Below are 26,602 nucleotides of genomic sequence, written 5' to 3' on the forward strand. Positions count from 1 at the left end.
TGGGCACGCCGAGTGTGGCCACGCCGTGATCGACCGGACAGGGCCTAGCCGGCAGGCACCCTGAGCGCGGTCAGCACCGGCAGGTGGTCCGTGGCTGCCCGCAGGTCCGCCTCCGTGACCCCGGGCTGCCCGAGCGGCACCCCGCAGCCGAGGACCTCGATGCCCTCGGTGGCGAAGATCGCGTCGATGCGCTGATGGGGGTCGGCAGGGGTCGACGTGTACTCGGCGCCCCAGGGAACCGTGGCCCAGCCGTCCTGGAGGGCGGCGCCGAGGCGTTTGAAGCTGCGGCCGTCCGGGCGCTCGTTGAGATCGCCGCCGACGACGGCGTGCGGGGTGCCGAGCCCGGCGAGACGGTCCAGGAGCAGGCCCGACTGCTCGTACCGCTCGTCCTTCTGGAGCGAGAGATGACAGCTCAGGACGCCGAGCCGGGCCCCGCCGAAGCGCACCACCGCCGTCGCGAAGCCACGCCGGTGCAGGCCCGGTGTGAGCGGGAGCAGTACGTCCTCGGTGCGCTCGACCGTCGCCCGGAGGCTGCACAGGATCGCCGGCCCGGACGCCGTGGCTCCGCCCGACAGGATCACCTGTCCGGAGGCCGCCGCGAGCCGGGCCAGCTTCTTGCGCCAGCGGAAGAACCGCGGAGCCTCCTGGACGAGGACCAGATCGGGGGCGCAGGCACTGATCACCCGGGCGAGCGCGTCCGTGTCGTCGCGCATCGAGCGGATGTTGTAGCTGAGCACCCGGACGACGGCCGAACCGTCGGCTTCGGTGCGGGAGTTGGGCAGCGGACTGGTCGCGCTGGGCGTGCTCGTCGGCATGGCGATCAAGATACGACAGGTACGGGCCACGGGGTGACCGGGCGACACGACGGCCCCGCCGCAGGGTGACCCGGCGACACGACGGCCCCACCGACGCAGGCCGCAGGGTGACCCGGCGACACGACGGCCCCACCGACGCAGGCCGCAGGGTGACCCGGCGACACGACGGCCCCGCCGACGCAGGCCGCAGGGTGACCCGGCGATACGCGGCCCCGCCGACGCAGGCCGAGGCCGGCTCCCCCGACGACGGACGCCCGCCGGTCCCCGTAAGGGAACTCGGCGGGCGTCGGCCGACGGCAGGCGTCTCACATGATCGGGTCGGGCTCCCGGGCCAGGTCGGCGGCGCCCACCATGCCGGCCTTGTTGCCGAGCTGCGCGGCGATGACGTCGGCCACCGGGCGCCAGTTGCCGCCGACCAGCCAGCGCTTGTACGACTTGCGGATGGGGTCGAGGACCAGCTCGCCCTCGTCCGAGAGGCCGCCGCCGACGATGAAGGCGGACGGGTCGAAGAGGGAGGCCAGGTCGGCGAGACCGGCGCCGGCCCAGCGGGCCAGCTCGCGGTAGGAGTCGACGGCCACCGGGTCACCCTGGCGGGCGGCCATCGAGATGTGCTTGCCCTCGATGCCGTCCGGAGTGCCGTCACCCAGCGAGAGCAGGATGTCCGCGTTCTCGGGGGTCGCGTTGGCCCGCTGCTTGGCGTAGCGGACGAGGGCGCGGCCCGACGCGTACTGCTCCCAGCAGCCCTGGCTGCCGCAGCCGCACAGCAGCCCGTCCGGGACCATCCGGATGTGACCGAACTCGGCGGCCACGCCGAAGTGCCCGCGGCGCAGCTTGTTGCCGATGATGATGCCGCCGCCGAGGCCGGTGCCCAGCGTGATGCAGATGACGTTGCGATGGCCCTTGCCCGCGCCGAACCTGTACTCGCCCCACGCGGCCGCGTTCGCGTCGTTCTCGACGACGACGGGCAGGCCCACGCGGCCCTCGACCTCGTCCTTCAGCGGCTCCTGCCGCCAGTCGATGTTCGGCGCGAAGTAGACCGTGGAGCGCTGACGGTTGACGTAACCGGCAGCCCCGATGCCCACGCCGACGATGTCGTGCCCCGCGCGGGCACCCTCGACGGCCGCGGCGATGGCGTCGACGATCGCCTGCGGTGTGGTGGGAGTCGGCACCTTGAAGGTCGAGAGGATGTTGCCTTCCTCATCGACCACGCCGGCCGCGATCTTCGTGCCGCCGATATCGACGCCGATGGTGAGTCCCATGAATCCCTCAGTTTCGGTCGAGCCCCGCTACGGCCAACCGTACCCGAGGGGCTCTCAGTCCAGGTCGATGTGTTCCCCGGGACCGGTGCCCTCGTCGCGGGGGCGCGCGTCCCGGGCCGTCCAGCGGCGCTCCTGTGCCTCGACGGCCGAGCGGTAGGCGGCGAGCAGCTCGGAGCCGGCGGCGGCCAGGTGGTCGAAGACGGCGGGGTTGCGCTCGATGACGGGTTCGACGGCGGCCTTCGCCTGCTGGACGACCTGGCTGACCATCTGCTGCGCCGTGCCGGAGGCGACGGCGCCGAGGACGGGCGACTGGAGTCCGGACAGTTTGTCGGCGACCGCGTCGACGAGCTTGCGCAGTTCCTCGGCGGCGGAGCCGGGCGGGGTGCCGTACTGAGTGCGGCGGCGGGCCTTCTCCGCCGCGAGGTCCTCGGCACACGCCTTCGCCCAGGCGTCGGCGTCGGCTGCTCGCACCTCGTCGGCCCTCTCCTGAGCGGCGTCGGACATGGGGCGCTCTTCGCTCATGGCGGACTCCTGACTACGGTTCGTCTCTCCGACGTTACCCGAACGGGGGTACGCGGTTCACCGGGTCCGCGGCCATGGACCGCGACTCGGTCAGCTTGCGCCGGCTCCCGGCGGCCACAGACCGGGGTCCGGCGTGAAACGGATCCGCAGCTCGCCCTCGCGCAGGGCGGCGCCGGCCACCCTGCAGCGGCGCAGGGCGGACGGGAGCGGGACGATCCGGCGGAACGGGCCGACGGTGACGACGAGTTCGTCGCCGCGGCGCAGGAGGTCCAGCTCCTCCCGTATCGCGCCGGGCAGCGGGATGTGCCAGACGAGCACCCCGTCGTCGGCGAGCGCGTCGGTGACGGGCCACACGACCGGTTCTCCGGCTTCACCCGCGCCCGGGACCGCGAGCGCGCCGAGGTCGTCGGTGCCGCGGGGGTCGCGCCCGAGGTGGCTGACCTCGTGGACCTCGTACGTCTCTCGCCACTCGTCCAGGGCCTTGCGCTGCCGGCCGGCGAGGGCGGCGAGCCAGGCGTCTTCGCCGGCCCCGGGCAGCACCCGGTTGGCGACCAGGGCGTCGAGCCGCAGGCCGCGCAGGGCGAGGGCGGTGGCCGCGCCGCGGACGGCGTCGGCGCCCGCGGGGCCGGGCTCGGCGACCAGTCGTACGGTCGTCGCGCGGTCCTCGACGACCGCCTCCACGGCGGCCAGTTCGACGTCCCAGCGGGCCGCGGTCTCGTACAGCCACTCCGACGGCATCGGCACGCCGGCCAGCCGGCCGAGGACGGGGCGCAGAGCTCGGGCCGCCTGGCGCTCGGGCGGGAGCAGCCGGCGCAGATAGCGGCGCAGTTCACCGGGCAGGGCGAGGAGGGCGAGCGCCTGCGGTGTCGGCGGGAGGTCCACGACCAGCAGGTCGTACGGACCCGCCGTCGCCGCGTCCCGCAGGGCGCGCAGCAGCGCGAGCTCCTCGGCGCCGGGGAGGGGGGTGACTTCCTCGGCGTCCAGACGGGCGGCGCCGAGCAGGTCCAGGGCGGTGGTCGCGCGCTTCTGGAATGCGGTGAGGTCCTCGCGGAAGCGTTCCGCGGCGTCGGGGCGCCAGGTGGTGAGGTGGTCGGCCGCCTCCACGGGGGCGGGGCCTGTCCGTACGCCCAGGGCGGTGCCCAGGGTGTCCGTGCGGTCGGCGCTCAGCACCAGGGTGCGGGTGCCCTCGCGGGCGGCTTGCAGCGCGGTGGCCGCGGCGACGGTCGTGCGGCCGGAGCCGCCGGGGCCTGTGATCAGGAGGGTGCGCATGTAGGTGAACGGTACCTGTGCCGGCGGGGCGCGGGGTGCGAGGCGGATTTCGCCCCCTCCGCCCCTACCCGTCCCGTACCCGGGGGCTCCGCCCCCAGGCCCCCGTATCGCGCTGACGCGCTCGTCCTCAAACGCCGGACGGGCTGAAGCCCCTCAGCCCGCGTCTCCCGATTCGACGCGCTTCTTCAGGCCCGCCAGTGCCCGGTCGATGATGACCTTCTCGGCCTTGCGCTTGATCATGCCGAGCATGGGGATCTTGACGTCGACGGTCAGCTGGTAGGTGACCTGGGTGGCGCCGGTGCCGGCCGGCTTCAGGATGTACGAGCCGTCCAGGGAGCGGAGCATCTGGGACTTGACCAGGGTCCAGGAGACCTCGTGGTCGCCGGTCCAGGTGTAGCCGAGGGTCTGGTCGTCCTTGATGGCGCCCGCGTCCATGACGAGACGCACCTGCTCGGCGCGGCCCCGCTCGTCCGTGGCGAGCACCTCCGCCTCCTTCACCTCGCCGGTCCAGTCCGGGTAGCGGGCGAAGTCCGCGATCACCGCCATGACGTCGGCCGATGCCGCCTCGATCGTGATGCTCGAGCTGGTGTGTTCCGCCATCGCGGGGGCTCCTCCAGATGCGGTCCGGTGAGGGAGGGTGCTGCGCACGTGTGTGCAGCGTGAAGGCTACCGCGCACCGGAGGGGGTGCCGTCACCCGTACCGGGTCCGGAGGGCCCGCGGGCTCACCACTCCAGGGCCCAGGGCCTCCCGGACCCCGCGAAGTGCCCGACGTTGACGCATTCCGTCGCGCCGATCCGCATCCGCCGGACCAGTGGCTGGTGGACATGGCCGAAGAGGGCGTAGCGCGGGCGCGTGCGGCGGATCGCCTCCAGCAGGGCCCGGCTGCCGCGCTCGAAGCGGCGGGCCACCGTGTCGTAGACCAGCTCCGGCACCTCCGGCGGGATGTGGGTGCACAGCACGTCCACCTCGCCGACCGCCTCGATCTTCGCGGCGTACTCCTCGTCGCTGATCTCGTACGGCGTGCGCATGGGGGTGCGCAGACCGCCGCCGACGAAGCCGAAGACCCGGCCGCCGATCTCGGCCCGCTCGCCGTCGAGCACGGTGGTGCCCGGTCCGGCGTACTCCCGCCAGAGGGTCGGCATGTCGACATTGCCGTAGGTGGCGTACGTCGGAGTGGGGAAGGCGGCGAACAGCTCGGCGTACTGCTTGCGTACCGCCGTCTCGATGGCCGCGGCCCGGTCCGCGCCGATGCCGCTCCACAGCCGGGACCCGAACTCCCGCGCCTCCTCGTAGCGGCGGGCGGTGCGCAGCTCGACGATCCGGTCCGCGTTCTCGACGCCGAAGAGATCGGGGAAGATGCCGCGCGAGTGGTCGGCGTAGTCGAGGAAGAGCACCAGGTCACCCAGGCAGATCAGGGCGTCGGCGCCCTCGCCGGCCCTGGCCAGGTCGCGCGCGTTGCCGTGCACGTCACTGACCACGTGGATACGCGTCCTGTGGTTTCCGCCTGGTGTGAATGCCATGACGATCAAGCGTAGGCGTGTGCGGCAAACGTGAACAGAGGCGGTCGGACCTGCGGTTACTGGCTAGTCAGGAAGGGCGTGGACTACTCTGCGCCAAGGAAAGCCAACACGTGTGACGCAGGGAACATCTCGGTGGGACCCCCTATCGAAACTGCCGTACCGGTGGGTAACGTCCGGGCAGTCCAGTCGTGCTCAGGATTTCAACAATGACGTCCCGGAGCACCCGCCCGAGCCTTGGACCGCACCGTCGCATCACACAGAGTCGTGGCGCCGGCGCCCTATGAGGAGCAGCAGTCTTGCGCGAGTTCAGCCTTCCGGCTTTGTACGAGGTCCCTGCGGACGGAAATCTCACCGACATCGTCCGTAGAAACGCCGCGCAGCATCCTGACGTCGCCGTCATCGCCCGCAAGGTGGGCGGCGCCTGGACGGACGTGACCGCCACCACCTTCCTCGCCGAGGTGCGCGCCGCGGCCAAGGGCCTGATCGCGTCGGGCGTGCAGCCCGGCGACCGGGTCGGCCTGATGTCCCGCACCCGCTACGAGTGGACGCTGCTCGACTTCGCGATCTGGAGCGCCGGCGCGGTCACCGTGCCGGTGTACGAGACCAGCTCGGCGGAGCAGGTGCAGTGGATCCTCGGCGACTCGGGCGCGACCGCCTGCATCGTCGAGCTGGACACGCACGCGGCCTGCGTGGAGTCGGTGCGCGACGGGCTGCCCGCCCTCAAGCGCATCTGGCAGATCGAGGGCGGCGGGGTCGAGGAGCTGGGCCGCGCGGGCAAGGACGTCACCGACGAGACGGTCGAGGAGCGCAGCTCGCTCGCCAAGGCCGACGACCCGGCGACCATCGTCTACACCAGCGGCACCACCGGGCGCCCCAAGGGATGCGTCCTCACCCACCGCAGCTTCTTCGCCGAGTGCGGCAACATCGTGGAGCGCCTGCGCCCGCTGTTCCGTACGGGCGAGTGCTCGGTCCTGCTCTTCCTGCCCCTCGCGCACGTCTTCGGCCGTCTGGTGCAGGTCGCGCCGATGATGGCGCCGATCAAGCTGGGCTGCGTCCCGGACATCAAGAACCTCACCGACGAACTGGCCGCCTTCCGGCCGACGTTGATCCTCGGTGTGCCGCGCGTCTTCGAGAAGGTCTACAACTCGGCGCGCGCCAAGGCGCAGGCGGACGGCAAGGGCAAGATCTTCGACAAGGCGGCGGACACGGCGATCGCCTACAGCCGGGCGCTGGACACCCCGTCGGGCCCCTCGCTCGGCCTGAAGATCAAGTACAAGACCTTCGACGCGCTGGTCTACAGCAAGCTGCGCGCCGTGCTCGGCGGCAAGGGCGAGTACGCCATCTCCGGTGGCGCCCCGCTGGGCGAGCGCCTCGGGCACTTCTTCCGCGGCATCGGCTTCACGGTCCTGGAGGGCTACGGCCTGACCGAGTCCTGTGCGGCCACCGCCTTCAACCCCTGGGACCGCCAGAAGATCGGCACGGTCGGCCAGCCGCTGCCCGGCTCGGTCGTGCGGATCGCGGACGACGGCGAGGTGCTGCTGCACGGCGAGCACCTGTTCAAGGGCTACTGGAACAACGAGGCCGCCACGGCCGAGGCGCTGGCCGACGGCTGGTTCCACACCGGTGACATCGGCACCCTCGACGAGGACGGCTACCTCCGGATCACCGGCCGCAAGAAGGAGATCATCGTCACCGCGGGCGGCAAGAACGTCGCCCCGGCCGTGATCGAGGACCGCATCCGCGCGCACGCGCTGGTCGCGGAGTGCATGGTGGTCGGCGACGGACGCCCGTTCGTCGGCGCGCTGGTCACCGTGGACGAGGAGTTCCTGGGCCGCTGGGCCGAGGAGCACGGGAAGCCGGCCGGTTCCACCGCGGCCTCGCTGCGGGACGACGCGGATCTGATCGCCGCGATCCAGGACGCGGTCGACGACGGCAACGCCGCCGTCTCCAAGGCGGAGTCCGTGCGCAAGTTCCGTATCCTCGCCTCCCAGTTCACCGAGGAGTCGGGGCACCTGACGCCGTCGCTGAAGCTCAAGCGCAATGTGGTGGCCAAGGACTACGCCGACGAGGTCGAGGCGATCTATCGGGGCTGACGCCCCAGCGGGTGGGCTCCCGGCGCGGGCGGGGCAGCGGGGTTCCCGCCGCGGGGGCGGGGGCAGTGCAGCCGGCCTCACGCCGAGGGGGCAGTGCAGCCGGCCTCACGCCGAGGGGGCAGTGCAGCCGGCCTCACGCCGAGGGGGCGGTGCAGCCGGGCTCACGCCGTAGCGGCGGGGGTTTCGGTCCGGCTCGCCGGTCGTGCGTGGTTGCTCGCGCAGTTCCCCGCGCCCCTGGGGGGCGCCCCAACAGGGGCGCCTTACAACAGGTCCTTGAGGCGCTCGGCCAGCAGGTCCCAGCGCCACTTCTCCTCGACCCAGGCGCGGCCCCGCTCCCCCATCCGGCGACGCAGCTCCGCGTCGCCGAGGAGGGTGACGACGCGGTCGGCCGCCGCCTCCGGCGAGCCCCCGCGGACGACCCAGCCGGTCTCCCCGTCGAGCACCGCGTCCGGCGCTCCGCCGGAGTCCCCGGCGACGACGGGCAGCCCGGTCGCGGACGCCTCCAGGTACACGATCCCGAGCCCCTCGACATCGAGCCCGCCCCGGCGGGTGCGGCACGGCATCGCGAAGACGTCCCCGGCGCCGTAGTGCGCGGGCAGTTGTGACCAGGGCACCGCGCCGGTGAAGCGGACGGAGTCGGCGACCCCGGTCTCCCGCGCCAGCTTGCGCAGTTCCCTCTCGTAGGGGCCACCGCCGACGATCAGCAGCACCGCCTCCGGCTCCCTGGCCAGGATCCGCGGCATGGCGAGGATCAGGGTGTCCTGGCCCTTGCGCGGGACGAGGCGTGAGACGCAGACGACCACCGGGCGCTCGGTGAGCCCGAGGCGGGCGCGCACCTCGGCGCCGCCCGAGCCGGGGTGGAAGGTCTTCTCGTCGACGCCGGGCGGCAGTTGGACCATGCGGGCGGCGGCCTCGGGGGTCAGCGCGGCGGCGACGCGCGACCGCGTGTACTCCCCGAGATACGTGATCGTGTCCGTGGACTCGCCGATCCTGCGCAGGAGTTGACGGGCGGCGGGCAGCTGCGCCCAGCCGGCCTCGTGTCCGTGCGTGGTCGCCACCAGCCGCCGCGCACCCGCCTTCCGCAGCGCCGGCGCCATCAGCCCGAGCGGGGCCGCCGCCCCGAACCACACCGACGTACAGCCGTGCTCGCGCAGCAGCCCGACGGCCCGGCGGGTCACCGCGGGCGTCGGCAGCAGCATCGTCGTCCGGTCCCGTACGACGGTGAAGGGCTGCTCGGCGTCGAAGGCGGCCGTCGCCTCGGCACCCTCGCGGCCGCGCTTCCAGGTGGAGGCGTAGACGACGAGCTGCCCGGGATCCAGCCGCAGCGCCATGTTGTGCAGGAAGGCCTGGATGCCGCCCGGCCGGGGCGGAAAGTCGTTGGTGACGATCAGGGTCTTGTGCATCGCGCCCGACCCTACCCAACCCGCTCTCCTGGCTGTACGTACAGCTCCGTACGGCCGCGCTTCACGGCTCCCGCACAGCCCGGCACGCCATCATGACTCCGCGAACCACACAAGATCCGGACGAACAAGGGCCAGGTGGGCATGACGGGCACACGGGGGGACAGGTTCCCGTACGCGCTGCTGGGGACCTGGGGTCTGACCAGGCTGGTGCTGCTGCTCTTCGTCTTCCGGGTGTTCGTCTTTCCCGGTCCGGACGTGACGAGCGACGTCTCGGTGATCTACCAGGGCTGGTACGAAGTGCTGCGCACCGGCACCTTCCCGCTCGACGACGTCACCTGGCAGTACCCGCCGGCCGCCGCGCTCGCGATCCTCTCCCCCGGCCTGCTGCCCTTCCTGGACTACACGTCGGCCTTCTTCGTCCTCGCCTTCCTCGCGGACGTGCTGGTGTTCGCGCTGCTCCGCTACGCGGGCCTGCGTCCGGGCAAGTCGCTGCGCGGCGCCTGGGTGTGGGTGGCGGGCGTGCCGCTGCTCGGACCGACCGTGTACGCGCGGTACGACGTGATGGTGACGGCCGTCGCCGTGGCGGCGCTGCTGGCCGGTGTGCGCCATCCGCGTCTGATGGGGGCGCTCGCGGGCTTCGGCGCGATGGTGAAGGTGTGGCCGGTCCTGCTGCTGGTGGGGGCCGCCAAAGGGAGCGCCAAACGGGCGTGGGGCTCGGCGGCGGTGACGACCGGCGGGCTCGCGCTGCTGTTCGCCGCGTCGATGCCCGGCGCCTTCTCCTTCCTGGCCTTCCAGCGCAACCGGGGCACCGAGGTGGAGTCGCTCGGCTCCCTGGTCTTCCATGTCGCCCGGCACTTCGGCTGGGACGGCGAAGTGCTGCTCAACTACGGCTCGGTGGAGTTCCTGGGACGGTACGTCGACGTGGTGAGCGGGGCGGCACTGTTCCTCACCGCGGTCGCGTTCGGCTGGGTGCTGCTGTGGCGGCTGTGCGCGAAGCGGTTCCTGGCGCACACGCTCGCCGAGGCCGCGTTCGTGGCGGTGCTCATGTTCACGGCCACCAGCCGGGTCATCAGCCCGCAGTACATGGTGTGGCTGGTCGGACTCGCGGCCGTCTGCCTGTGCTTCCGCGGCACCCGGATGACCGTGCCCGTGGTCCTGGTGCTGGCGGCGGCCCTCGTGACCGTCCTGGAGTTCCCGGTCTGGTTCTCGCACGTGGTCGCCAGTGACGCCCTCGGCATCACCCTCCTCTTCGTCCGCAACGGCCTGCTGGTGGCCGCCGCGCTGACCGCCGCCGTCCAGCTGTGGCGGGGCACGGTCTCCCGGCCGGCCCCGACCGTGCCCAGTCAGGCGGCCCGCACCAGGGAGAGCCTGGCGTCGTCCTGACGCCGCAGGAGGACGAGGACGGCGGCCCACTGCACCACCATCGACAGGCACATCGCCAGACAGATCCCCGGCAGGCCGAGCCCGGACAGCGCGAGGGCGAGCGGAAGGTGAACCGCCGTGCCGAGCAGGGTCACCCGGAGCAGCACGGGTGCGCCGCCACTGCCCTCGAAGACTCCGGCCAGCGCGATGAACCCGGCCATCAGCAGCAGATACGGTCCGGCGCAGCGCAGGAACACCACGCCCGCGTGCGCGACCGCGGGCCCGGCGCCGAAGGCCCGCATGATCCACGGCGCGAGCACCGCCAGCAGGACGGCGGCCAGGGCTCCCACGGCTCCGGAGACGAGGACGGCCTGCCGCCCGATCGCCCGCCGCTCGTCCCGGCCGGCGCCCCGCGTATGGGCGGTGTGGATCGAGGCGGCCTGGCGCACCGCGTAGAGGGCCATGGTGGCGACGTACATGACCTTGTAGGCGATCGAGTAGGCCGCCACGGCGGTGACCCCGAGCCGGGCCACGATCGCGACGAGCACCAGTGCCCCGCCCTGGCGCACGGTGAAGTCGGCGGACATCGGCAGCCCGGTCCTCAGCGTCCGGCGCAGGGCGGCTCCGGTGGCCTCTGCGGGCGGGACCTGCGCGGCCGTCCGCAACAGCGCGTTCCGGCGCAGGGCGAGCAGCCCGGCACCCAGGGCCAGGCACCGGCACAGCACCGTGGAGGCGGCGGCACCGCGGACGCCGTAGCGGTGGATGAGCAGGGGGTCGAGGCCCAGGATCAGTCCGTTGGCGAGCAGGGCGAGGCGCATCGGGGTGCGGGTGTCGCCGGCGCCCTTGAGGATGCCGTCGACGAGGTTCTGCGCGAAGAACACGGCGATACCCGGCAGGGAGATCGCGAAGTAGCCCGCGCAGAGGGCCAGGGCGGGCCCCTGACCGCCCAGTACGAGCCGGGCGAGGGGTTCGCGCAGCAGGTAGCCACCGGCGGCGGCCAAGGGCGTGACAAGGGCGCACAGCGCCCACCCCCCGCGCACGGCCGCCCGCACGGCTCCCGGCTCCTCCGCTCCCCTGGCGTGCGCGACCAGCACGGTCGTGCCGGAGGCGAAGACGAGGGCGATTCCGAGGAGCACGTTCTCGGTGTTGGTGGCGACGGCGACGGCCGCCACGGCGGGGCCGCCGAGCCGGGAGACCCAGACGGTGTTGATGATCCCGGCGGTCACGGAGGCGAGCAGCGAGAGGTAGACGGGGTGGGCGAGCGCCACGAGCCGCCTGCGATGGGCGGCGGATCCCTGTAACTGCACGGACTCCTGGGACTTCTGGGACTCCTCGGACCGCACGGACCGCACGGACCGCACGGACCCCTGGGACCGCACGGACTCCTGGGACGGCACAGACTCCTGGGACGGCACAGACTCCTGGGACGGCACGGACTCCTCGGGACTGGACTGCACGATGATCCCCCTCGATTCGAGCTACCTCGTTTAGAGGTAGCTCGATAAGAGGTAGCATTCCCGGTACGAGACGCGCAACCGTCCGCAGCCCAGGGCGTCCCGGGCGCCACGGCGGCCCGTCCGAGATCCGCACGAAGGGACCCGATCGCATGCTGGAGCTGTCGATCCTGGGCTTTCTCTCCGAGGAGCCCCTGCACGGATACGAGCTGAAGGAGCGCATCAAGGCGCTCAGCGGCCATGTCCGCCCGGTCAGCGACGGCGCCCTGTATCCGGCGATCACCCGGCTCGTCGCGGCGGGCAGGCTGGAGCAGCACACGGAACCCGGGGCCGGCGCCGCCCCGCGCCGCATCCTGTCGCTCACCGAGAGCGGCCGGGAGGACCTCCTGGAGCGGCTGCGCCGGCCCAAGCAGGCGGAGATCACCGACCACGTCCGCTTCAACACCCTGCTGGCGTTCCTGCGCCGGCTTCCCGATCCCCGGGAACAGGCCGCGGTGCTGCGCCGCCGCCTGGACTTCCTGCAGACACCCGCGAGCTTCTTCTACCGCGACGGAGAGCCGGTCCGCGCCGAGGAGACGGACGACCTCTTCCGGCAGGGCATGCTGCGGGTGGCGCGGGCGACGGGCGAGGCGGAGCGGGCGTGGCTCGCCGAGGCCATCGCCCGGCTGGAAAGCTGAAGTCCCGCGCAGCTCAGCCCAGTTGGGCCCGCAGATACTCCCGCCAATCCTGCGTGAACTTCTCCGGTGTCGTATGCAGTACGTCCTTCAGCGCGCCCTCGACGGCTCCCGGCCGCCGCCCGTGGTCTCCGACGGCCCGGTAGAAGTCGTTCAGCCGGACCTCGCCCCAATGGTCGGCGATCAGCCGGCAGGCCAGCCAGCCGCCCTCGTAGGCCCGCGCCAGCTCGGCCGCGTCCCCGCTGAACCCGAAGTCCGCGTCCGCCGGGAGATCGGCCGGGAGGTGTCCCTCGACCACGGCACTCTCCAGCTCCGGGGCGGCCTGGGCGGCGGTGCGGCCGGTGCCGAGGTAGCCGATCCAGTCGGCGTACCCCTCGGAGAGCCACAGGGGCGTGGCCGGCGTGGTGTGGGCGCGCGTGGCGACGTGGGTCGTCTCGTGGGTGAGCACCACCTGTCTGCCGAGGTCGCCCAGGACGCCGTACGCCTCGGGGTTGACGATGATCCGGTCCGCGGGCGCCCGCGCCGAGGCGCCCGCCTCACCCGTGGTGACCGCCGCGATCCCCCGGTACCCGGACGCCGGCGCGCCGAGCAGCTCGGCCATGCCCTCCAGCGACTTCGGTACGAGGACGACGACATGGCCGGCCCAGTCCGTGCCCCAGGCCTGCGACACCGCGGGCGCGGCGCGGTCCGCCAGCCGCGCGTACCCGCGCAGCGTCTCGTCCGACTGCCCCACGCCGAGCACCAGGCTGTGCTCACCTCGCACGGCGCGGACGGCGCCCTGCTCCCACAGCTGTTCGGGCGCCTTCTTCGCGGGGAGATCGGAGGCGACGTACCAGTGCCCGCCGCTGCGGGTCAGGTGCAGGGTGCGGGCGGCGACCAGAGGCGCGCTGTCGTAGCCCTTGATGCGGTAGCTCAGGTCCGCCTCGGCGGTGGCCCGGTCCCCGGAGCGGTCGAAGCCGGTCAGGCGGTAGGTCCAGGAGGCCAGCGGGACGGCCCGCAGATTCCCGAACCCGGCGTCCTGCGCGGTCCGTTGTCCGTCGCCCGCCGCCTCGGTCGCCCGGTAGGCCGCCGCGTCCCCGGCGAGGACCGCCGCCGCGCGCCGGTCGAGCACCTGCTGCACCGCGTCGGCCGCGGTGTCGTGCGCCGGCCCGCCACCGCACCCGACCAGGGCGGCGAGCAGCAGCACACAGCTCGCAACGACCCCCGGAACGCGCCCACGACCAGCCACGTTCCGATCGTACGGCGCGCGTGCCGGACCGCAGGGCACGCGTCACGGACCGGACCGAAACCGCCGTGCCGCAGCAGGGCCGGAGCGGGCGGTCAGACCCGCGTCACGGACGACACCGGCATCATGCCCACCGGGTCGTAGCGCACCGGTGCGCCCGGGTAAGGGGCGTGGATCACCTGTCCGTTGCCCACGTACATCCCGATGTGACTCGCGTCGGAGCGGTAGGCGACCAGGTCGCCGGGCCGGGCCTGGGAGAGCGGGACCTGCCGCCCGGCGTACCGCTGCGCCTGCGAGGTGCGCGGGAGACCGACGCCGGCCTGCGCGTACGACCACTGCATCAGGCCCGAACAGTCGAAGCCGGTGGGCCCGCTGGCGCCCCACACGTAGGGGCGTCCGATCGCGGAGCGGGCGGCGGCGACGGCTGCGGCCGCACGGCCCGAGGCGGGGGCGGCATCGCCGAGGTCGGGGATGTCCCGGCCGGAGCGGGAGGCGCGGTCGTAGGCGGCACGCTCCGCGAGCGGCAGCGAGTTGAGCAACTGCCGCGCCTTGGTGAGCTTCTGCTCGACGGTCTTCTTGTGCCGGGCGACGGCCTTGCGGCTCTTCTCCAGCTCGGCCAGCTTGCCGGTCGCCTCCTCGCGGCGCTGGGCGAGGTCGCGCATGGCCATCTGGAGGTCCTTGAGCTCACCGGCCTGGTGGGCACCGATCCGGTCGAGCGCGGCGGCCTTGTCGAGGTAGTCGTCCGGGTCGTCGGAGAACAGCAGCGCGAGCGAGGGGTCCATACCGCCGGAGCGGTACTGGGCTCCGGCCAGCGAACCGAGCGCGTCCCGCATGGTGTTGATGCGCTCCTGCTGACGGGCGATCTCGTCCTGTGCCGTGGACACCTGCTTGCGCAGCGAATCGGCGCGTTCGTCGGCCTTGTTGAACGCCTCGGTGGCCTGCTCGGCCTGCTCGTACAGGCGGTCCACCTTGGCGCGGGTGTCGTCCTGGGGAGCGGCGAGGGCCGGCACGGCCCCGAGTGCCGCGGCCGCGGCGGACAGCACACAAACGGCGGCGCTGGTCGCGCCCCGGTCGAACCCGGACGGTGCAAGGCGGCGATGGAACCCCACGGGTGGCCGCTCTCCCTTCCGCTGACGAACCCCCGGAGTTGGGGGAAACGCGCCAGACAGTAGCCGTGCGACTACGCACCGGCCAAAGACCCCGACGGGCACACAACGTGACGCCCCGCCTCAGACGCAGGTCATCAGCGGGGCGTGGGGTCAGCGGGAGTCACCGTAATTCGCCCGTTTGGGCGGTGTGGCGGGGGCCCTCAGGAGACGCGGGAGACGGTTCTCAGATGCGGACGCCGAACTGGAAGGGCATGTTGCCGATCGACTCGTAGCGCACGACGGTGCCGGTGCGCGGGGCGTGGATCACCTGGCCGTTGCCGGCATAGAGGCCGACGTGGTGCTGGTCGCCGTAGAAGATGACCAGGTCGCCGACCTGCAGGTCGCTCTGCGAGTAGATGCGCGTGCCGGCGTTGGCCTGCTCCTGCGAGGTCCGGGGTATCGAGACACCCGCCTGCGCGTAGGCCCACGAGGTGAGACCGGAGCAGTCGAAGGAGCTGGGGCCCGTGGCGCCGTAGACGTACGGCGAACCGAGCTTGGTCTGGGCGGCGGCGTACGCGGCGCCGGCGCGGCCGGAGGCCGCCGTGCCGCCGGAGTCGAGGGCGCTGCGCTCGCTGGTGCGGCTGGCGCGGGCCTGCTCGGCGTCGAGGGCCGCCTTCTCCTTGGCCGTCAGGGTGTTGAGGAGCTTCTGCGCCTCGGCGAGCTTGCCCTGGACTTCCTTCTTCTTCTTGCCGAGCTCGGTGCGGGTGTCGGCGAGGTCCTTGAGCTTCGCGGAGGCTTCCTCGCGCTGCTGGGCGAGCGAGCGCTGCTTCTCCTGGATCTTCTTCAGGGCCTCGACCTGCTGGCCGCTCAACTGGTCCAGCGTGGAGGCCTGGTCCAGGAAGTCATCCGGGTCGGAGGAGAGGAAGAGCTGGACGGAGGGGTCGATGCCGCCGGAGCGGTACTGGGCCGTGGCGAGCGAACCGAGGCCGTCGCGCAGGGTGTTGAGCTCTTCCTGACCGCGGGCGACGTTGTCCTGCAGGGTGCCGATCTGCTTCTCGAGCTTGTCCTGCTTCTCCTTGGCCCCGTTGTACTTCTCGGTGGCCTTCTCCGCCTCTTCGTAGAGCTTGTCGACCTTGGACTTGACCTCGTCCTTGCTCGGCTTCTCGCTCGGCGCGGCGTTCGCGGCCTGCGAGCTGAGGGCAACTGCAGCGGCTGCGGCGGTGGTGAGCACGGTCACACGGGTGCGGCTCGGCTGCTTGGGTCGACGGTGGGACGCCACGAAGGCGAGCTCCTTCTTCCTCCAGCCGCCTGCCGATGCGCCGACGGGCGGTGTCCCTCCACCGTCACTCCCAATGAGTGATCACCCGAGCGGAGGTTCGAGGCCTGACCCTAGTGACCTTCTTGTGATCAGTTCAAATCCTCACAGGAAAAATCTCGGTCACCGAGTGCATTCTTTGCCGACAACTCACGTGCAGTAATGCGCGTTTGACGCTACGTTGCGTGAAGGTTCCGCCAATTCGGGCATCAGGCCCAGAAGTTACGCATGGTGCGTACGTTGCCCTATGAGGCCGTACGAGCGGAAAGGCACCGCGGCGGAACCGGCCCCGGAAACGGTTTGGTTCCGGTTCGGCGAGCCGACTGGAAAACGGGCTGATATGGGCGGGTTCAGCCCCGTGAGAACCGCTTGAGGAGCACCACCGAAGCCACCGGACGCGCACCCGCCTTGGCGATCCCGTCGGCCACCTCGCGGTCGGTCGAGACCACGATGACCGGCCGCCCCGGCGGCTCGGCGCGCACCAGCTGACGGATCAGCTCGTCCGCGGTGACACCCGCCTTGGAGAACAGCACCCGCACCCCGCGCGGCGGCGCGAGCAGCACGGGCGCGGCCAGCTCGGCCCCGTCGAAGACACACGTCACCTCGGCGCCGGTCTGCGCGGCGAGCTGCGAGAGCTGGCCGAGCAGCCGCAGCCGCTGCTTCTCCAGCGGCATCTGCGGATAGCCGGTCTTGGTGACGTTGTAGCCGTCGACGACCAGATGCGCCTGCGGCAGCGCGAGCAACTGGTCGAGAATCGCGGGGTCGTTCTCGGACAGGGCGCGCGCGGCGATGTCCTTCGGGGTCATCCGTCCCGGTTCGACCGCGTCCACCGTCTCGGCGGGCCGTACCGACACCGGCGGCAGGGCGAGTTCGCGCCGCAGTCCCTGGGCCGCGTCGAGCACCGTGTCGAGCAGCAGCCGTACGCGCATGTCCTCGACGCTGCGGCCCTCGCGCGCGGCCCTGCGGGTGGCCTCGAGGGCCGCCTCGACCTCACCGAGCCGCGCCTTGAGCCGCCGGCTCTCGCTCTCCGCCGCGGACACCTGGGACTGGCCCTCGGTGCGCGCGGTCTCCAACTCGCTCTGGATCTTGCGCACGGCCGCCTCGCCGCGCTTGACGTCACTGAGGGCGCTGCGCAGCTTGCGGTGCAGCGATTCGGCTTCCTTCTTCGCCGAGTCCAGCTCCGTACGCAGCCGTTCGGTCTCGGCCTTGACCTGGCCGCGGGCCGCCGTGAGCTCCTCGCGCAGCCGTTCCAGCTCGGCCCGGTTCTCCTCGTCGACGCGCTCGGCGTCCGCCCGCAGGGCCTCCTCGCCCGCGGCGGCCACCAGCTTCACCCAGCCCGTGGGACGCAGCACATAGGCCGCGGCCGCCACATCCAGCGGATCCGCGGCCGGAGGCGGCGCGCCCGAGTCGAGGGCGCCGGTGAGTTCCGGCTGGACCTCTCTCAGCTTCTCGGCGATGCGCTGTCTGAAAAGGGGGTCCGTCTCCAGGGCGGCGGCCATGGCGTTGCCCGCGAACTTGGCCCGCCGGTTCGGGGCGAACCGCGCGTACTGCCTCAACTGGGCCGGCAGCTCGCCCACGGTCAGTCCGCCGAAACCGTCGGAGACGATCTGCACGACCCGACGGCGCACGCCGTCGGGCAGCGGACGGTCGAGCACCTCGGCGGTGCCGTCGTCCGGCTCCCCGCCTGTGGTCTCCACCATCCGTCACCCCAAAATCCGTGCGGGGGCCGCTCCCTCAGGAGCCGGCACCCGGCCTGTCCACCAGTTCCACCTGATCCACGGCATTGCACCAGCGGCACCGCACCGACTCGATGGTCTCACTGACCACCTCGCGCTCCTCGACCTTGGGATCACCGGCCAGGTCGAGGTGCACGTACTCGACGACCTTCGACGAGCGGGTCACGTCGAAACGGGTGAGGTTGCCGCAGAGCGTGCAGCGCCACCGGGTCTCGGCAGTCGGCAGGGGAACCGTCATCGTGGCTGTTTCGCTTTCCTTCTAGTGTCCGTGATGCGCCAGCTTCCCTGGTGCGTGTGGGTCGTAACCCTAAGGCCTGGGGGGTCCTCGACGCTCGGCCGTCCACGCGGCGAGGCGGTCTGTGCGCTTCGGTCCTGTTACGTCATGCTCTGTTCATGATCAGCAAGTGGAGTGCGACGGTCGGCCGGGCGGTCCGCGGCCAGTCGGCACCGGTGACGTACGGACTGATCGCCGTCTGCTGTCTGATCTTCGTGATCGGCCCGGCGGCGGGCCTCAATCCGGCGTACGGCACCGGGGACGAGCTGCTGGCCGCCCAGCGTGCCTACTTCCGCCGCTGGGGCGTGGTGCCGGCCGAGCTCTTCGGCGGCGACCCGCGTGCCGCGCTCACCCCCGCGACGGCGCTCTTCATCCACGGCAGCTGGCTCCACCTCCTGGGCAACATGCTCTTCTTCTACGTCTTCGGGTTGATGGCCGAGGAACGCATGGGCCATGTGCAGTTCGCCCTCTTCTACGTCGGCTGCGGTTACCTCGCCCTGCTCGGTTACGCGATCGCCAACGCGGACTCCGTGCAGACCCTGGTCGGCGCCTCGGGGGCGATCTCCGCGGTCCTCGGCGCGTTCCTGTACCTGTTCCCCGGCGCCCGGGTGACCAGTCTCTTCCCGTTCCTGTTCTTCCTGCCGCTGCGCTTCCCGGCCTGGGTGGTCCTGCCCTTCTGGGTGGTCCTGCAGTGGCTGGCGGCGGGCCACGACAACTCGGGACCGGGGGTCGCCTATCTGGCCCACCTGGTGGGGTTCTCCGTGGGGTTCCTCTACGCGTGGGTGCGCTTCGGCCGGGCGGCTACAGTGAAAACCCCAGCGACGGCCCCCGAGGGAGAAAAACAGCCGTGATCACCGCGATCGTGCTCATCAAGACCAGCGTGGACCGGATCCCCGAGATCGCGGAGTCGATCGCCGCCCTCGAGAGCGTCAGCGAGGTCTTCTCCGTCACCGGCACGTACGACCTGATCGCCATGGTCCGCGTCAAGGCGCACGACGACCTGGCGGACGTCATCCCCGGCAGCATCAGCAAGATCCCGGGCGTCGAGGGCACCGACACGCACGTCGCGTTCCGCACGTACTCCCAGCACGACCTGGAGGCGGCGTTCGCGATCGGCCTCGACTCCTGAGCCGGGACCTGCCGTGAACGCCGCCTCCGGGCGCTGAGCTGTTCTCGCGAGACGGTCTCCGGGACCTCAGACGGCGGGCACGCAGCGCCCGTCCTCGGTCCGGTACTGCCAGCGCGCACCGTCCCGCACGAGCTCCTTCACAGCGCGCACGAAGCGCTCCACGTGCTCGTCCGGGGTGCCGGCGCCGAAGCTGACGCGGATCGCGTTGAGGGACTTCTCACCGGGCGCGGCCTCGGGGGCACCGCACTCGCCCTGGCTCTGCGGGTCGCTGCCCAGCAGCGTGCGCACCAGCGGGTGGGCGCAGAACAGACCGTCGCGCACGCCGATGCCGTACTCGGCGGACAGGGCGGCCGCGAAGTGCGAGCTGTTCCAGCCCTCGACGACGAAGGAGATGACGCCGACCCGCGGGGCGTCGTCACCGAAGAGGGACAGGACACGCACCTCGGGCACCTCGGCGAGGCCCGCGCGGACCGTGTCGATCAGATACCGCTCGCGGGCCACCAGGGTGTCGAAGCCGGCCTCGGTCAGGGCCTTGCAGGCCGACGCGATCGAGTGGACCCCGATGACGTTCGGCGAACCGGCCTCGTGACGGGCGGCACTCTCGTGCCACTCCACGTCCACTCCCCCGTCCTGGCGCCGCGAGACCTTGCGGCTGGCGCCGCCGCCCGCGAGGTACGGCTCCGCCTCGGTCAGCCAGTCGGCGCGGCCCGCGAGGACACCGGAGCCGAACGGGGCGTACAGCTTGTGGCCGGAGAAGGCGACCCAGTCGACGTCGAGCTCCCGCACCGACACGGGGTGGTGCGGGGCGAGCTGCGCGGCGTCCAGGACGATGCGCGCACCGTGCGCGTGGGCAGCCGCGGCGAGTTCACGCACCGGCCACAGCTCGCCGGTGACGTTCGAGGCACCGGTGACGCACACCAGGGCCGGGCCGTAGGGGTCGCGGTCGGCGAGCGCGCGCTCCAGGGTCGCCACGGCCTCACCGGGCGTCCGCGGGGCGTTCAGGTACGTCACCCGGGCGTCCCGCCAGGGCAGCAGCGAGGCGTGGTGCTCGGTCTCGAAGACGAAGACCTGGCAGTCGGCCGGCAGCGCGGCGGCGAGCAGGTTCAGCGAGTCGGTGGTCGAACGAGTGAACACGACCTGGTCGTTCTCACGGCAGTCGAGGAACTCGCCGACGGTCCTGCGGGCGTTCTCGAACAGGTCGGTGGAGAGCTGGGACAGATATCCGGCCCCGCGGTGCACGCTGCCGTAGTACGGGGCGTACGCGGCCACGTCGTCCCACACCCGCTGGAGGGCCGGCGCGCTGGCGGCGTAGTCGAGCGCGGCGTACGTGACTTCGCCGCCGGTGACGAGCGGGACGGTGACATGCCGGCCCAGAACCGGCAGCGGGGCACAGACGGACGGGTCGGCGGCAACGGTGGAGACAGACATGGCGAACTCCCGTATGAGGCAGGCGAAATCACCACGCGAGCGGGTACGGAACGTACGGCCGGCTCGGCGCAGAAAAGGTGAAAGGGGTATGCGGAGGCGGGGCTCTACGCCCTATCGCATTCGCTTGCTCACAGAAGGCTCCCTGAATGACCAGGACCCCTGGGCTGTAGCCACTCGGAAGAGGGCGAGGGGTCCGCGCTTGCCGCAGACCTCGCTGCCTGCGGCCTGGTCTTCACCCGGGGCACCCCGCCACGGACGGAGGGTTGCCGGACAGCCGGCCGGGGCCTGATGGCTGTCGCTCATGACCTGCCCAGCATCTTGCCACATGATCGTCCCGTCGCAACCCCGTGTCCGGATGCCGGGACGACGACGGCCCGGCCGGCTCGGGGGCCGGCCTCTTGGGCCCTGGGGCCCGGGTACCGCAGGCAGCCACGGCGGCCGGGCCGAGCCGGCGCCCCCCGTAAGGCCGAGCCGGCGCCCCCCGTACGGCCGAGCCGGCGCCCCCGTACGGGCTGAAGCGGGCGGGGGCCGCACCCCCGCCCGCCACGGGCGCTACGCGTTCGTGGCCGCCACCCACCGCTCGAGAGCCCGCTTCGCGGCCCCCGAGTCGATGGCCTCCGCCGCCTGCTGCATCCCGGCGTGGATCTGCTCGGCGAGCGACCCGTCGCCCGGCGACAGGGCGACCAGCGCAGCCGCGGAGTTCAGCAGCACCGCGTCCCGCACCGGCCCCTTCTCCCCGTTCAGCAGCCGGCGCGCGACATCCGCGTTGTACGACGCGTCGGCGCCCCGCAGTGCCTCCACCGGGACCAGCTCGATCCCGACGTCCCGCGGATCGAAGCTCTCCTCGTGGACCTTCCCGTCGCGTACGACCCACACCTTCGACGTCGACGTGGTGGTCAGCTCGTCGAGGCCGTCGTCGCCGCGGCAGACCAGCGAGGAGTTCCCGCGCTCGGCGAAGACTCCGGCCACGATGGGCGCCATCCGGAGATCGGCGACACCGACCGCCTGCGCCTTGACCCGCGCCGGGTTGGTGAGCGGCCCGAGGACGTTGAAGGTCGTCCGGATCCCCAACTGGCCGCGTGCCGCCGCCACATGACGCAGCGCCGGATGGAACTTCACCGCGAAGCAGAAGGTGATCCCGGCCTCCTCGGCGACCTCGGCGACCCGCTTCGGGGTCAGCTCCAGGTTGACGCCGAGCTTCTCCAGGACGTCCGAGGCGCCGGACGCGCTGGACGCGGCCCGGTTGCCGTGCTTGACGACCTTGGCACCCGTGCCGGCCACGACGATCGCCGACATCGTGGAGATGTTGACGGTCTTCGCGCCGTCGCCGCCGGTGCCGACGATGTCGACGGTCGGCCCCGGCACCTCGATCACGTTGGCGTGCTCGTACATCGTCCGGACGAGCCCGGAGATCTCCTCGACGGTCTCGCCCTTGGCACGCAGCGCCACCACGAACCCGGCGATCTGCGCGTCCGTCGCCTCGCCCCGCATGATGCGGTCCATCGCCCAGGCCGTGTCGTCCGCGCTCTGGTCACGGCCTTCGAGAAGGCCGTCCAACACCACGGGCCAGGAGCGGCCCGCCGCGATGCCGCCTCCAGCGGGGGTCACAGCACTCATATGCCGCTCCTGGGTTCGTAGACACGTACAAGAAGACACGTACACGACGTGTAACAAGCAGGGTCCACCCTATCCAGGCCCAAGGACGGCAAAGAGCCCCGTCCATGCAATGGACGGGGCTCCAGCCGTGGCGGTCAGCGCGGACCGGTCAGGTGATCAGTGGTGGCCGTGGCCGCTCGTGATCTCCTTGTACTCCTCGACCGTGGGCTTGGGGATCTGGCTGTCCTCCCCGTAGAAGCCCTCGCTCAGCTTGGCGCGCAGCTTCTGCGAGCCCTTCACCTTGCGCTCGACACCGTTCTCGTCGACCGCGGGGCCGATCTGGGCCGGCTGGTACTGCTCGTGCGCGGTGAGCGTGTGCAGTGCCTCCTGGCTGAGCGGCTCGTGCACCTCGATGAACTCACCGTGCGGCAGGCGCTTGATGATGCCCGACTCGCGGCCGTGCAGCACCTTGTCCCGGTCGCGGCGCTGGAGGCCGAGGCAGATCCGCTTGGTGATGAGGAACGCGATGACCGGTCCGACGAAGAAGAAGATCCGGACGAACCAGGTGATCGAGTTGATCGACAGGTGGAAGTGCGTGGCCCACAGGTCGTTGCCGCCGCCGATCAGCAGACCCAGGTACAGCGTCACCCAGGCCACACCGAAGGCGGTGCGGGTCGGCACGTTGCGCGGGCGGTCCAGGATGTGGTGCTCGCGCTTGTCGCCGGTGACCCAGGACTCGATGAACGGGTAGACCGCGATCGCGACCAGGACCAGCGGGAAGATCATCAGCGGGATGAACACGCCCAGTACGAGCGTGTGACCCCAGAGGTTGATCTCCCAGCCCGGCATGAAGCGGATCAGGCCTTCGGAGAAGCCCATGTACCAGTCGGGCTGGGCGCCCGTGGACACCTGGTCCGGACGGTAGGGACCCATGGCCCAGATCGGGTTGATCGAGGCGATCGCCGCGATGGCGGTGATGACACCGAAGACCAGGAAGAAGAAGCCGCCCGCCTTGGCCATGTAGACCGGCAGCAGGGGCATGCCCACGACGTTCTTCTCGGTCTTGCCCGGACCCGCCCACTGCGTGTGCTTGTGGTAGAAGACCAGGATCAGGTGCCCCACCACCAGACCGAGCATGATGCCCGGCAGCAGCAGGATGTGGATCGAGTAGAAGCGGGCCACGAAGTCGCCGCCCGGGAACTCGCCTCCGAAGAGGAAGAACGAGAGGTACGTGCCGACGATCGGCACCGACAGGATGGCGCCTTCCATGAAGCGCACACCGGTGCCGGAGAGCAGGTCGTCCGGGAGCGAGTAACCGGTGAAGCCGGTGAACATGCCGAGGACGAACAGCAGGAAGCCGAACATCCAGTTGATCTCACGCGGCTTGCGGAACGCGCCCGTGAAGAACACGCGCATCATGTGCACGAACATGCCCGCGAGGAAGATCAGCGCCGACCAGTGGTGGATCTGCCGGATCAGCAGACCGCCACGGACCTCGAAGCTGATGTGCAGCGTCGAGCTGAACGCCTCGGACATCATCTGTCCCTGCAGCGGGATGTAGCTGCCGTGGTACTCCACCTCGTTCATCGACGGGTGGAAGAACAGGGTCAGATACACACCCGTGAGGATGATGATGATGAAGCTGTAGAGGCAGATCTCGCCCAGCATGAAGGACCAGTGGTCCGGGAAGATCTTGCGCATGTTGGACTTGGCCAGGGAGTAGATCCCCAGTCGGCCGTCCGCCCAGTCGGCCACCCGCTCACCGGCGGGCGCCTTCTCGCGCGAACGCGGCTCGTTGTTTTCAGTGCTCATCCGCGCTCCCAGAAAGCAGGACCGACGGGCTCTTCGAAGTCGCCGAGCGCCTGAAGGTAGCCCTCATCGTTCACGCCGATGCGCAGCTGCGGCAGAGCGTGACCGGCCGGGCCGAAGATCACTCGGGCACCGTCGGAGAGGTCGAAGGTGGACTGGTGGCACGGGCAGAGGACGTGGTGCGTCTGCTGCTCGTACAGGGAGATCGGGCAGCCGACGTGGGTGCAGATCTTCGAGTACGCCACGATGCCCTCGTGCGCCCACTCGAGCTCGCGCTTGTCCTTGATGTTGTCCGGCTGCAGCCGGACGATCATCAGGGCCGCCTTGGCGATCTCGGTCTGGAACTCCTCGTCGTGCTCCTCCAGGCCCTCGGGCTTGGCGAAGGTGAGCGAGCCGACGGCGACGTCCGAGGGACGCAGCGGCTCGTTCGTGTTCATGTTGACGAGGAGCTTGCCCTTGGACCAGAGCGTGTGGCGCAGCTTGTCCTCGGGCAGCGGGCCCAGGTCGCGCAGCAGCAGCACGCCGGACAGGGGCACCAGGGTCAGCGCGCCGAACATCGTGTTGCGGATCAGCTTGCGACGGCCGAACCCGGACTCCTTGGCACCCTGCGCGAAGTCGGCGTGGACCTTGGCCCGCACCTCCGGCTCCGCCTCGATCGGGTGCCGGTCGTCGGCGATCTCCACGTCGGACATCAGCGTGCGGGCCCAGTGGACCGCGCCGGCGCCGATCGCGAAGAGCGCGAAGCCGAGCGTCATGCCGAGCGCGAAGTTGAGCGCGCTGATGTGACCGAGCGGGAAGATGAAGACCGACTTGTCGGCCGGGATCGTCACGAACGAGACGATGAACCCGATCGTGGCCAGCATCGACAGCGTGAACAGCATGGCGACCACGCGCTCGGAGCGCTGGGCGGCCCGCTCGTCGATGTCCTGGACACGGTGCTCGTGGGGCGGCAGCCCCGGGTTGGCGAACGGGTTCTGCTCGTCCGCTACGTCGACGGCACCGTGCCCGTGCTCGTCGGTGGCCCGCTCGGCGGGCAGCTTCTCTTCTGGAATGTCTTGGCTACTCATGACTTCTTGGCCTTTGCGGTCCGAGCGGCGACCCAGACGGCGACGGCGATCAGGGCGCCGAGTCCGAAGATCCAGGCGAACAGACCCTCGCTGACCGGCCCGAGGCCGCCCAGCTCAAGACCACCGGGGCTCTCGGTGTCGCTTCCGTTGACCGCGTGGAGGTACGCGATGATGTCCTTCTTGTTCTTCTCCGACATGGTCGTGTCGGGGAAGGACGGCATGTTCTGCGGGCCGGTCTGCATGGCCTCGTAGATGTGCTTCGGGTCGACGCCTTCAAGGCTCGGCGCGTACTTGCCCTCGGACAGCGCACCGCCCTTGCCGGTGAAGTTGTGGCACTGCGCGCAGTTGGTGCGGAAGAGCTCGCCGCCCTTGGCGATGTCCGCGCCTTCCGGGCTGTACTGGTTCTTCGTCGGCACCGAGGGACCGGCGCCGAGCGAGGAGATGTACGCCGCGAGCTGGTCGATCTCGGCCTGCGAGTAGATGACCTTCTTCTTCGGTACCTGCGCGCCCGGCTGCTGGGCCGGCATACGGCCGGTGCCGACCTGGAAGTCGACGGCCGCGGCGCCCACGCCGGTGAGCTGCGGCCCGTCAGAGGTGCCCTGACCGCCGGTGCCGTGGCAGCTGGCGCAGCCCACGGCATAGAGCTTCTTGCCCTCGTCGATGGCGAGGGACTGGGCGGTTTCGTCGGCCTGCGCCTTGCTCGCGGGTGCGAACGCGGCGTACAGCCCCCCGGTGGCCGCCAGCGCGAGGAGTAGGACGACGACCGCCGCCAGCGGATGGCGTCGTCGTGCGGAGAGCTTTTTCACGGATTACCCCGGTGTCAGGATCTTCTGCGTCGGTGCTTCTGGAATGTGTTCGGTGGGTCGTCGGACGACGCACCGGCTACTTGATCAGGTAGATCGTGGCGAAAAGGCCGATCCAGACGACATCGACGAAGTGCCAGTAATAGGACACGACGATGGCTGCGGTGGCCTGCTCGTGAGTGAACCTCCTGGCCGCGTAGGTGCGGCCGAGGACGAACAGGAAGGCCAGCAGACCGCCTGTCACGTGCAGACCGTGGAAGCCGGTGGTCAGGTAGAACACCGAGCCGTACGGGTCGGAGGAGAGCGAGAGCCCGTCCTTCTTGACCAGTTCGGTGTACTCGAAGATCTGACCGCCGATGAAGATCGCACCCATGATGAAGGTGACGATGAACCACGCCCGGAGCTTCTTCACGTCGCCACGCTCGGCGGCGAAGACGCCGAGCTGGCAGGTGAGTGAGGAGAGCACCAGGATCGTGGTGTTCGTCGCTGAGAACGGAACGTTCAGCGACTCGGCCATGTCCTTCCAGTGATTCGACCCGGTCACCGATCGCAGGGTGAAGTACATCGCGAAGAGGGCCGCGAAGAACATCAGCTCGGAACTCAGCCAGATGATGGTTCCGACGCTGGTGAGGTTCGGCCGATTGACCGACGGGTGCGCGTGCCCGGTTTCTACTGTCGTTGCTGTCGCCACGACCGACATTATGTCGGTCGCTTATCCCGCCCTCACCCCGGGGGGTGCCGTTCGGAGTGTCCGAGGGGT

24 protein-coding genes and 1 riboswitch are annotated in these 26,602 nt (G+C 71.0%); of the genes, 5 read left to right on the forward strand and 19 right to left on the reverse strand.

All coding sequences use genetic code 11. The features are described 5' to 3' along the window. Positions 1-44: 44 nt before the first annotated feature. The 6 genes from ACFVYF_RS02090 to ACFVYF_RS02115 form a co-directional block, all read right to left on the reverse strand. On the reverse strand, positions 45-815 hold the full coding sequence (locus ACFVYF_RS02090) for an endonuclease/exonuclease/phosphatase family protein (RefSeq protein ID WP_389449345.1): 771 nt from the start codon (positions 813-815) through the stop codon (positions 45-47). Positions 816-1,120: 305 nt separating this feature from the next. Further along, positions 1,121-2,074, reverse strand: coding sequence for an ROK family glucokinase (locus ACFVYF_RS02095; RefSeq protein WP_389449348.1), 954 nt, complete (start codon positions 2,072-2,074; stop codon positions 1,121-1,123). A 54-nt stretch (positions 2,075-2,128) separates the two neighbouring features. After that, on the reverse strand, positions 2,129-2,596 hold the full coding sequence (locus ACFVYF_RS02100) for a DUF5304 domain-containing protein (protein WP_389449351.1): 468 nt from the start codon (positions 2,594-2,596) through the stop codon (positions 2,129-2,131). A 90-nt stretch (positions 2,597-2,686) separates the two neighbouring features. Beyond that, positions 2,687-3,865, reverse strand: a complete 1,179-nt coding sequence (locus ACFVYF_RS02105) for an ArsA family ATPase (RefSeq protein ID WP_389449353.1) — start codon at positions 3,863-3,865, stop codon at positions 2,687-2,689. Positions 3,866-4,018: 153 nt separating this feature from the next. Beyond that, positions 4,019-4,465 (reverse strand): SRPBCC family protein, encoded by a 447-nt coding sequence (locus ACFVYF_RS02110; RefSeq protein ID WP_389449356.1) that lies wholly within the window; start codon positions 4,463-4,465, stop codon positions 4,019-4,021. A gap of 123 nt (positions 4,466-4,588) precedes the next feature. Beyond that, positions 4,589-5,386, reverse strand: a complete 798-nt coding sequence (locus ACFVYF_RS02115) for a metallophosphoesterase (RefSeq protein WP_389449359.1) — start codon at positions 5,384-5,386, stop codon at positions 4,589-4,591. Positions 5,387-5,682: 296 nt separating this feature from the next. Here ACFVYF_RS02115 and ACFVYF_RS02120 point away from each other — a divergent pair, with 296 nt between their 5' ends. Continuing rightward, a complete protein-coding gene (locus tag ACFVYF_RS02120) occupies positions 5,683-7,479 on the forward strand; it encodes an AMP-dependent synthetase/ligase (RefSeq protein ID WP_389449361.1) in 1,797 nt (598 codons plus the stop codon). Between the two features lie 260 nt (positions 7,480-7,739). Here the strand turns inward: ACFVYF_RS02120 and ACFVYF_RS02125 are convergent, their stop codons facing one another. Further along, a complete protein-coding gene (locus tag ACFVYF_RS02125; RefSeq protein WP_389449364.1) occupies positions 7,740-8,882 on the reverse strand; it encodes a glycosyltransferase family 4 protein in 1,143 nt (380 codons plus the stop codon). A 141-nt stretch (positions 8,883-9,023) separates the two neighbouring features. Between ACFVYF_RS02125 and ACFVYF_RS02130 the strand changes: the two genes are divergently transcribed. Further along, the gene (locus ACFVYF_RS02130; protein WP_389449367.1) at positions 9,024-10,265 is read left to right on the forward strand and encodes a glycosyltransferase 87 family protein; all 1,242 of its coding nucleotides are present in this window, start codon (positions 9,024-9,026) and stop codon (positions 10,263-10,265) included. Here the strand turns inward: ACFVYF_RS02130 and ACFVYF_RS02135 are convergent. Then, positions 10,226-11,551, reverse strand: a complete 1,326-nt coding sequence (locus ACFVYF_RS02135; RefSeq protein ID WP_389450602.1) for an MATE family efflux transporter — start codon at positions 11,549-11,551, stop codon at positions 10,226-10,228. The genes ACFVYF_RS02130 and ACFVYF_RS02135 overlap by 40 nt on opposite strands. Before the next feature lie 299 nt (positions 11,552-11,850). On the opposite strand from ACFVYF_RS02135, the gene ACFVYF_RS02140 reads away from it, so the two are divergent. Beyond that, positions 11,851-12,375, forward strand: a complete 525-nt coding sequence (locus ACFVYF_RS02140; RefSeq protein ID WP_389449370.1) for a PadR family transcriptional regulator — start codon at positions 11,851-11,853, stop codon at positions 12,373-12,375. Positions 12,376-12,388: 13 nt separating this feature from the next. Here ACFVYF_RS02140 and ACFVYF_RS02145 read toward each other — a convergent pair whose 3' ends face one another. The 5 genes from ACFVYF_RS02145 to ACFVYF_RS02165 form a co-directional block, all read right to left on the reverse strand. Then, positions 12,389-13,600 carry a hypothetical protein gene (locus tag ACFVYF_RS02145; RefSeq protein ID WP_389449373.1) on the reverse strand — a complete coding sequence of 404 codons (1,212 nt, stop codon included), beginning with the start codon at positions 13,598-13,600 and terminating at the stop codon, positions 12,389-12,391. 92 nt (positions 13,601-13,692) lie between these two features. Then, positions 13,693-14,706: an NlpC/P60 family protein gene (locus ACFVYF_RS02150; protein WP_389449376.1), complete on the reverse strand. Its 1,014-nt coding sequence runs from the start codon at positions 14,704-14,706 to the stop codon at positions 13,693-13,695. 223 nt (positions 14,707-14,929) lie between these two features. Further along, the gene (locus ACFVYF_RS02155; protein WP_389449379.1) at positions 14,930-15,964 is read right to left on the reverse strand and encodes an NlpC/P60 family protein; all 1,035 of its coding nucleotides are present in this window, start codon (positions 15,962-15,964) and stop codon (positions 14,930-14,932) included. Positions 15,965-16,350: 386 nt separating this feature from the next. Next, the gene (locus tag ACFVYF_RS02160) at positions 16,351-17,700 is read right to left on the reverse strand and encodes an NYN domain-containing protein (protein ID WP_389449382.1); all 1,350 of its coding nucleotides are present in this window, start codon (positions 17,698-17,700) and stop codon (positions 16,351-16,353) included. 34 nt (positions 17,701-17,734) lie between these two features. After that, positions 17,735-17,974: a hypothetical protein gene (locus tag ACFVYF_RS02165; RefSeq protein ID WP_100592168.1), complete on the reverse strand. Its 240-nt coding sequence runs from the start codon at positions 17,972-17,974 to the stop codon at positions 17,735-17,737. A 155-nt stretch (positions 17,975-18,129) separates the two neighbouring features. On the opposite strand from ACFVYF_RS02165, the gene ACFVYF_RS02170 reads away from it, so the two are divergent. Beyond that, the gene (locus tag ACFVYF_RS02170; RefSeq protein WP_389449385.1) at positions 18,130-18,861 is read left to right on the forward strand and encodes a rhomboid family intramembrane serine protease; all 732 of its coding nucleotides are present in this window, start codon (positions 18,130-18,132) and stop codon (positions 18,859-18,861) included. Next, complete coding sequence (locus ACFVYF_RS02175; RefSeq protein ID WP_383279870.1) at positions 18,858-19,139, forward strand: Lrp/AsnC family transcriptional regulator; 282 nt, start codon at positions 18,858-18,860, stop codon at positions 19,137-19,139. Before ACFVYF_RS02170 ends, ACFVYF_RS02175 begins: the two co-directional genes overlap by 4 nt. Before the next feature lie 66 nt (positions 19,140-19,205). Here ACFVYF_RS02175 and ACFVYF_RS02180 read toward each other — a convergent pair whose 3' ends face one another. From ACFVYF_RS02180 to ACFVYF_RS02205, 6 genes are all read right to left on the reverse strand, one after another. Then, the gene (locus ACFVYF_RS02180) at positions 19,206-20,567 is read right to left on the reverse strand and encodes an aminotransferase class V-fold PLP-dependent enzyme (protein ID WP_389449389.1); all 1,362 of its coding nucleotides are present in this window, start codon (positions 20,565-20,567) and stop codon (positions 19,206-19,208) included. A 190-nt stretch (positions 20,568-20,757) separates the two neighbouring features. Further along, positions 20,758-20,874, reverse strand: a riboswitch (SAM riboswitch). A gap of 245 nt (positions 20,875-21,119) precedes the next feature. Beyond that, complete coding sequence (trpD, locus tag ACFVYF_RS02185) at positions 21,120-22,184, reverse strand: anthranilate phosphoribosyltransferase (RefSeq protein ID WP_389449392.1); 1,065 nt, start codon at positions 22,182-22,184, stop codon at positions 21,120-21,122. 156 nt (positions 22,185-22,340) lie between these two features. Next, a complete protein-coding gene (locus ACFVYF_RS02190) occupies positions 22,341-23,975 on the reverse strand; it encodes a cytochrome bc complex cytochrome b subunit (protein WP_389449395.1) in 1,635 nt (544 codons plus the stop codon). Then, positions 23,972-25,039, reverse strand: a complete 1,068-nt coding sequence (locus tag ACFVYF_RS02195) for a Rieske 2Fe-2S domain-containing protein (protein ID WP_389449398.1) — start codon at positions 25,037-25,039, stop codon at positions 23,972-23,974. Before ACFVYF_RS02195 ends, ACFVYF_RS02190 begins: the two co-directional genes overlap by 4 nt. Beyond that, positions 25,036-25,845 (reverse strand): c-type cytochrome, encoded by an 810-nt coding sequence (locus ACFVYF_RS02200; RefSeq protein ID WP_389449401.1) that lies wholly within the window; start codon positions 25,843-25,845, stop codon positions 25,036-25,038. The genes ACFVYF_RS02195 and ACFVYF_RS02200 overlap by 4 nt, the downstream gene beginning before the upstream one ends. A gap of 76 nt (positions 25,846-25,921) precedes the next feature. Further along, positions 25,922-26,542 carry a heme-copper oxidase subunit III gene (locus tag ACFVYF_RS02205; RefSeq protein WP_389449405.1) on the reverse strand — a complete coding sequence of 207 codons (621 nt, stop codon included), beginning with the start codon at positions 26,540-26,542 and terminating at the stop codon, positions 25,922-25,924. Positions 26,543-26,602 lie beyond the last annotated feature (60 nt).

This window comes from Streptomyces sp. NPDC058274 (assembly GCF_042881375.1).
GTDB lineage: Bacteria > Actinomycetota > Actinomycetes > Streptomycetales > Streptomycetaceae > Streptomyces.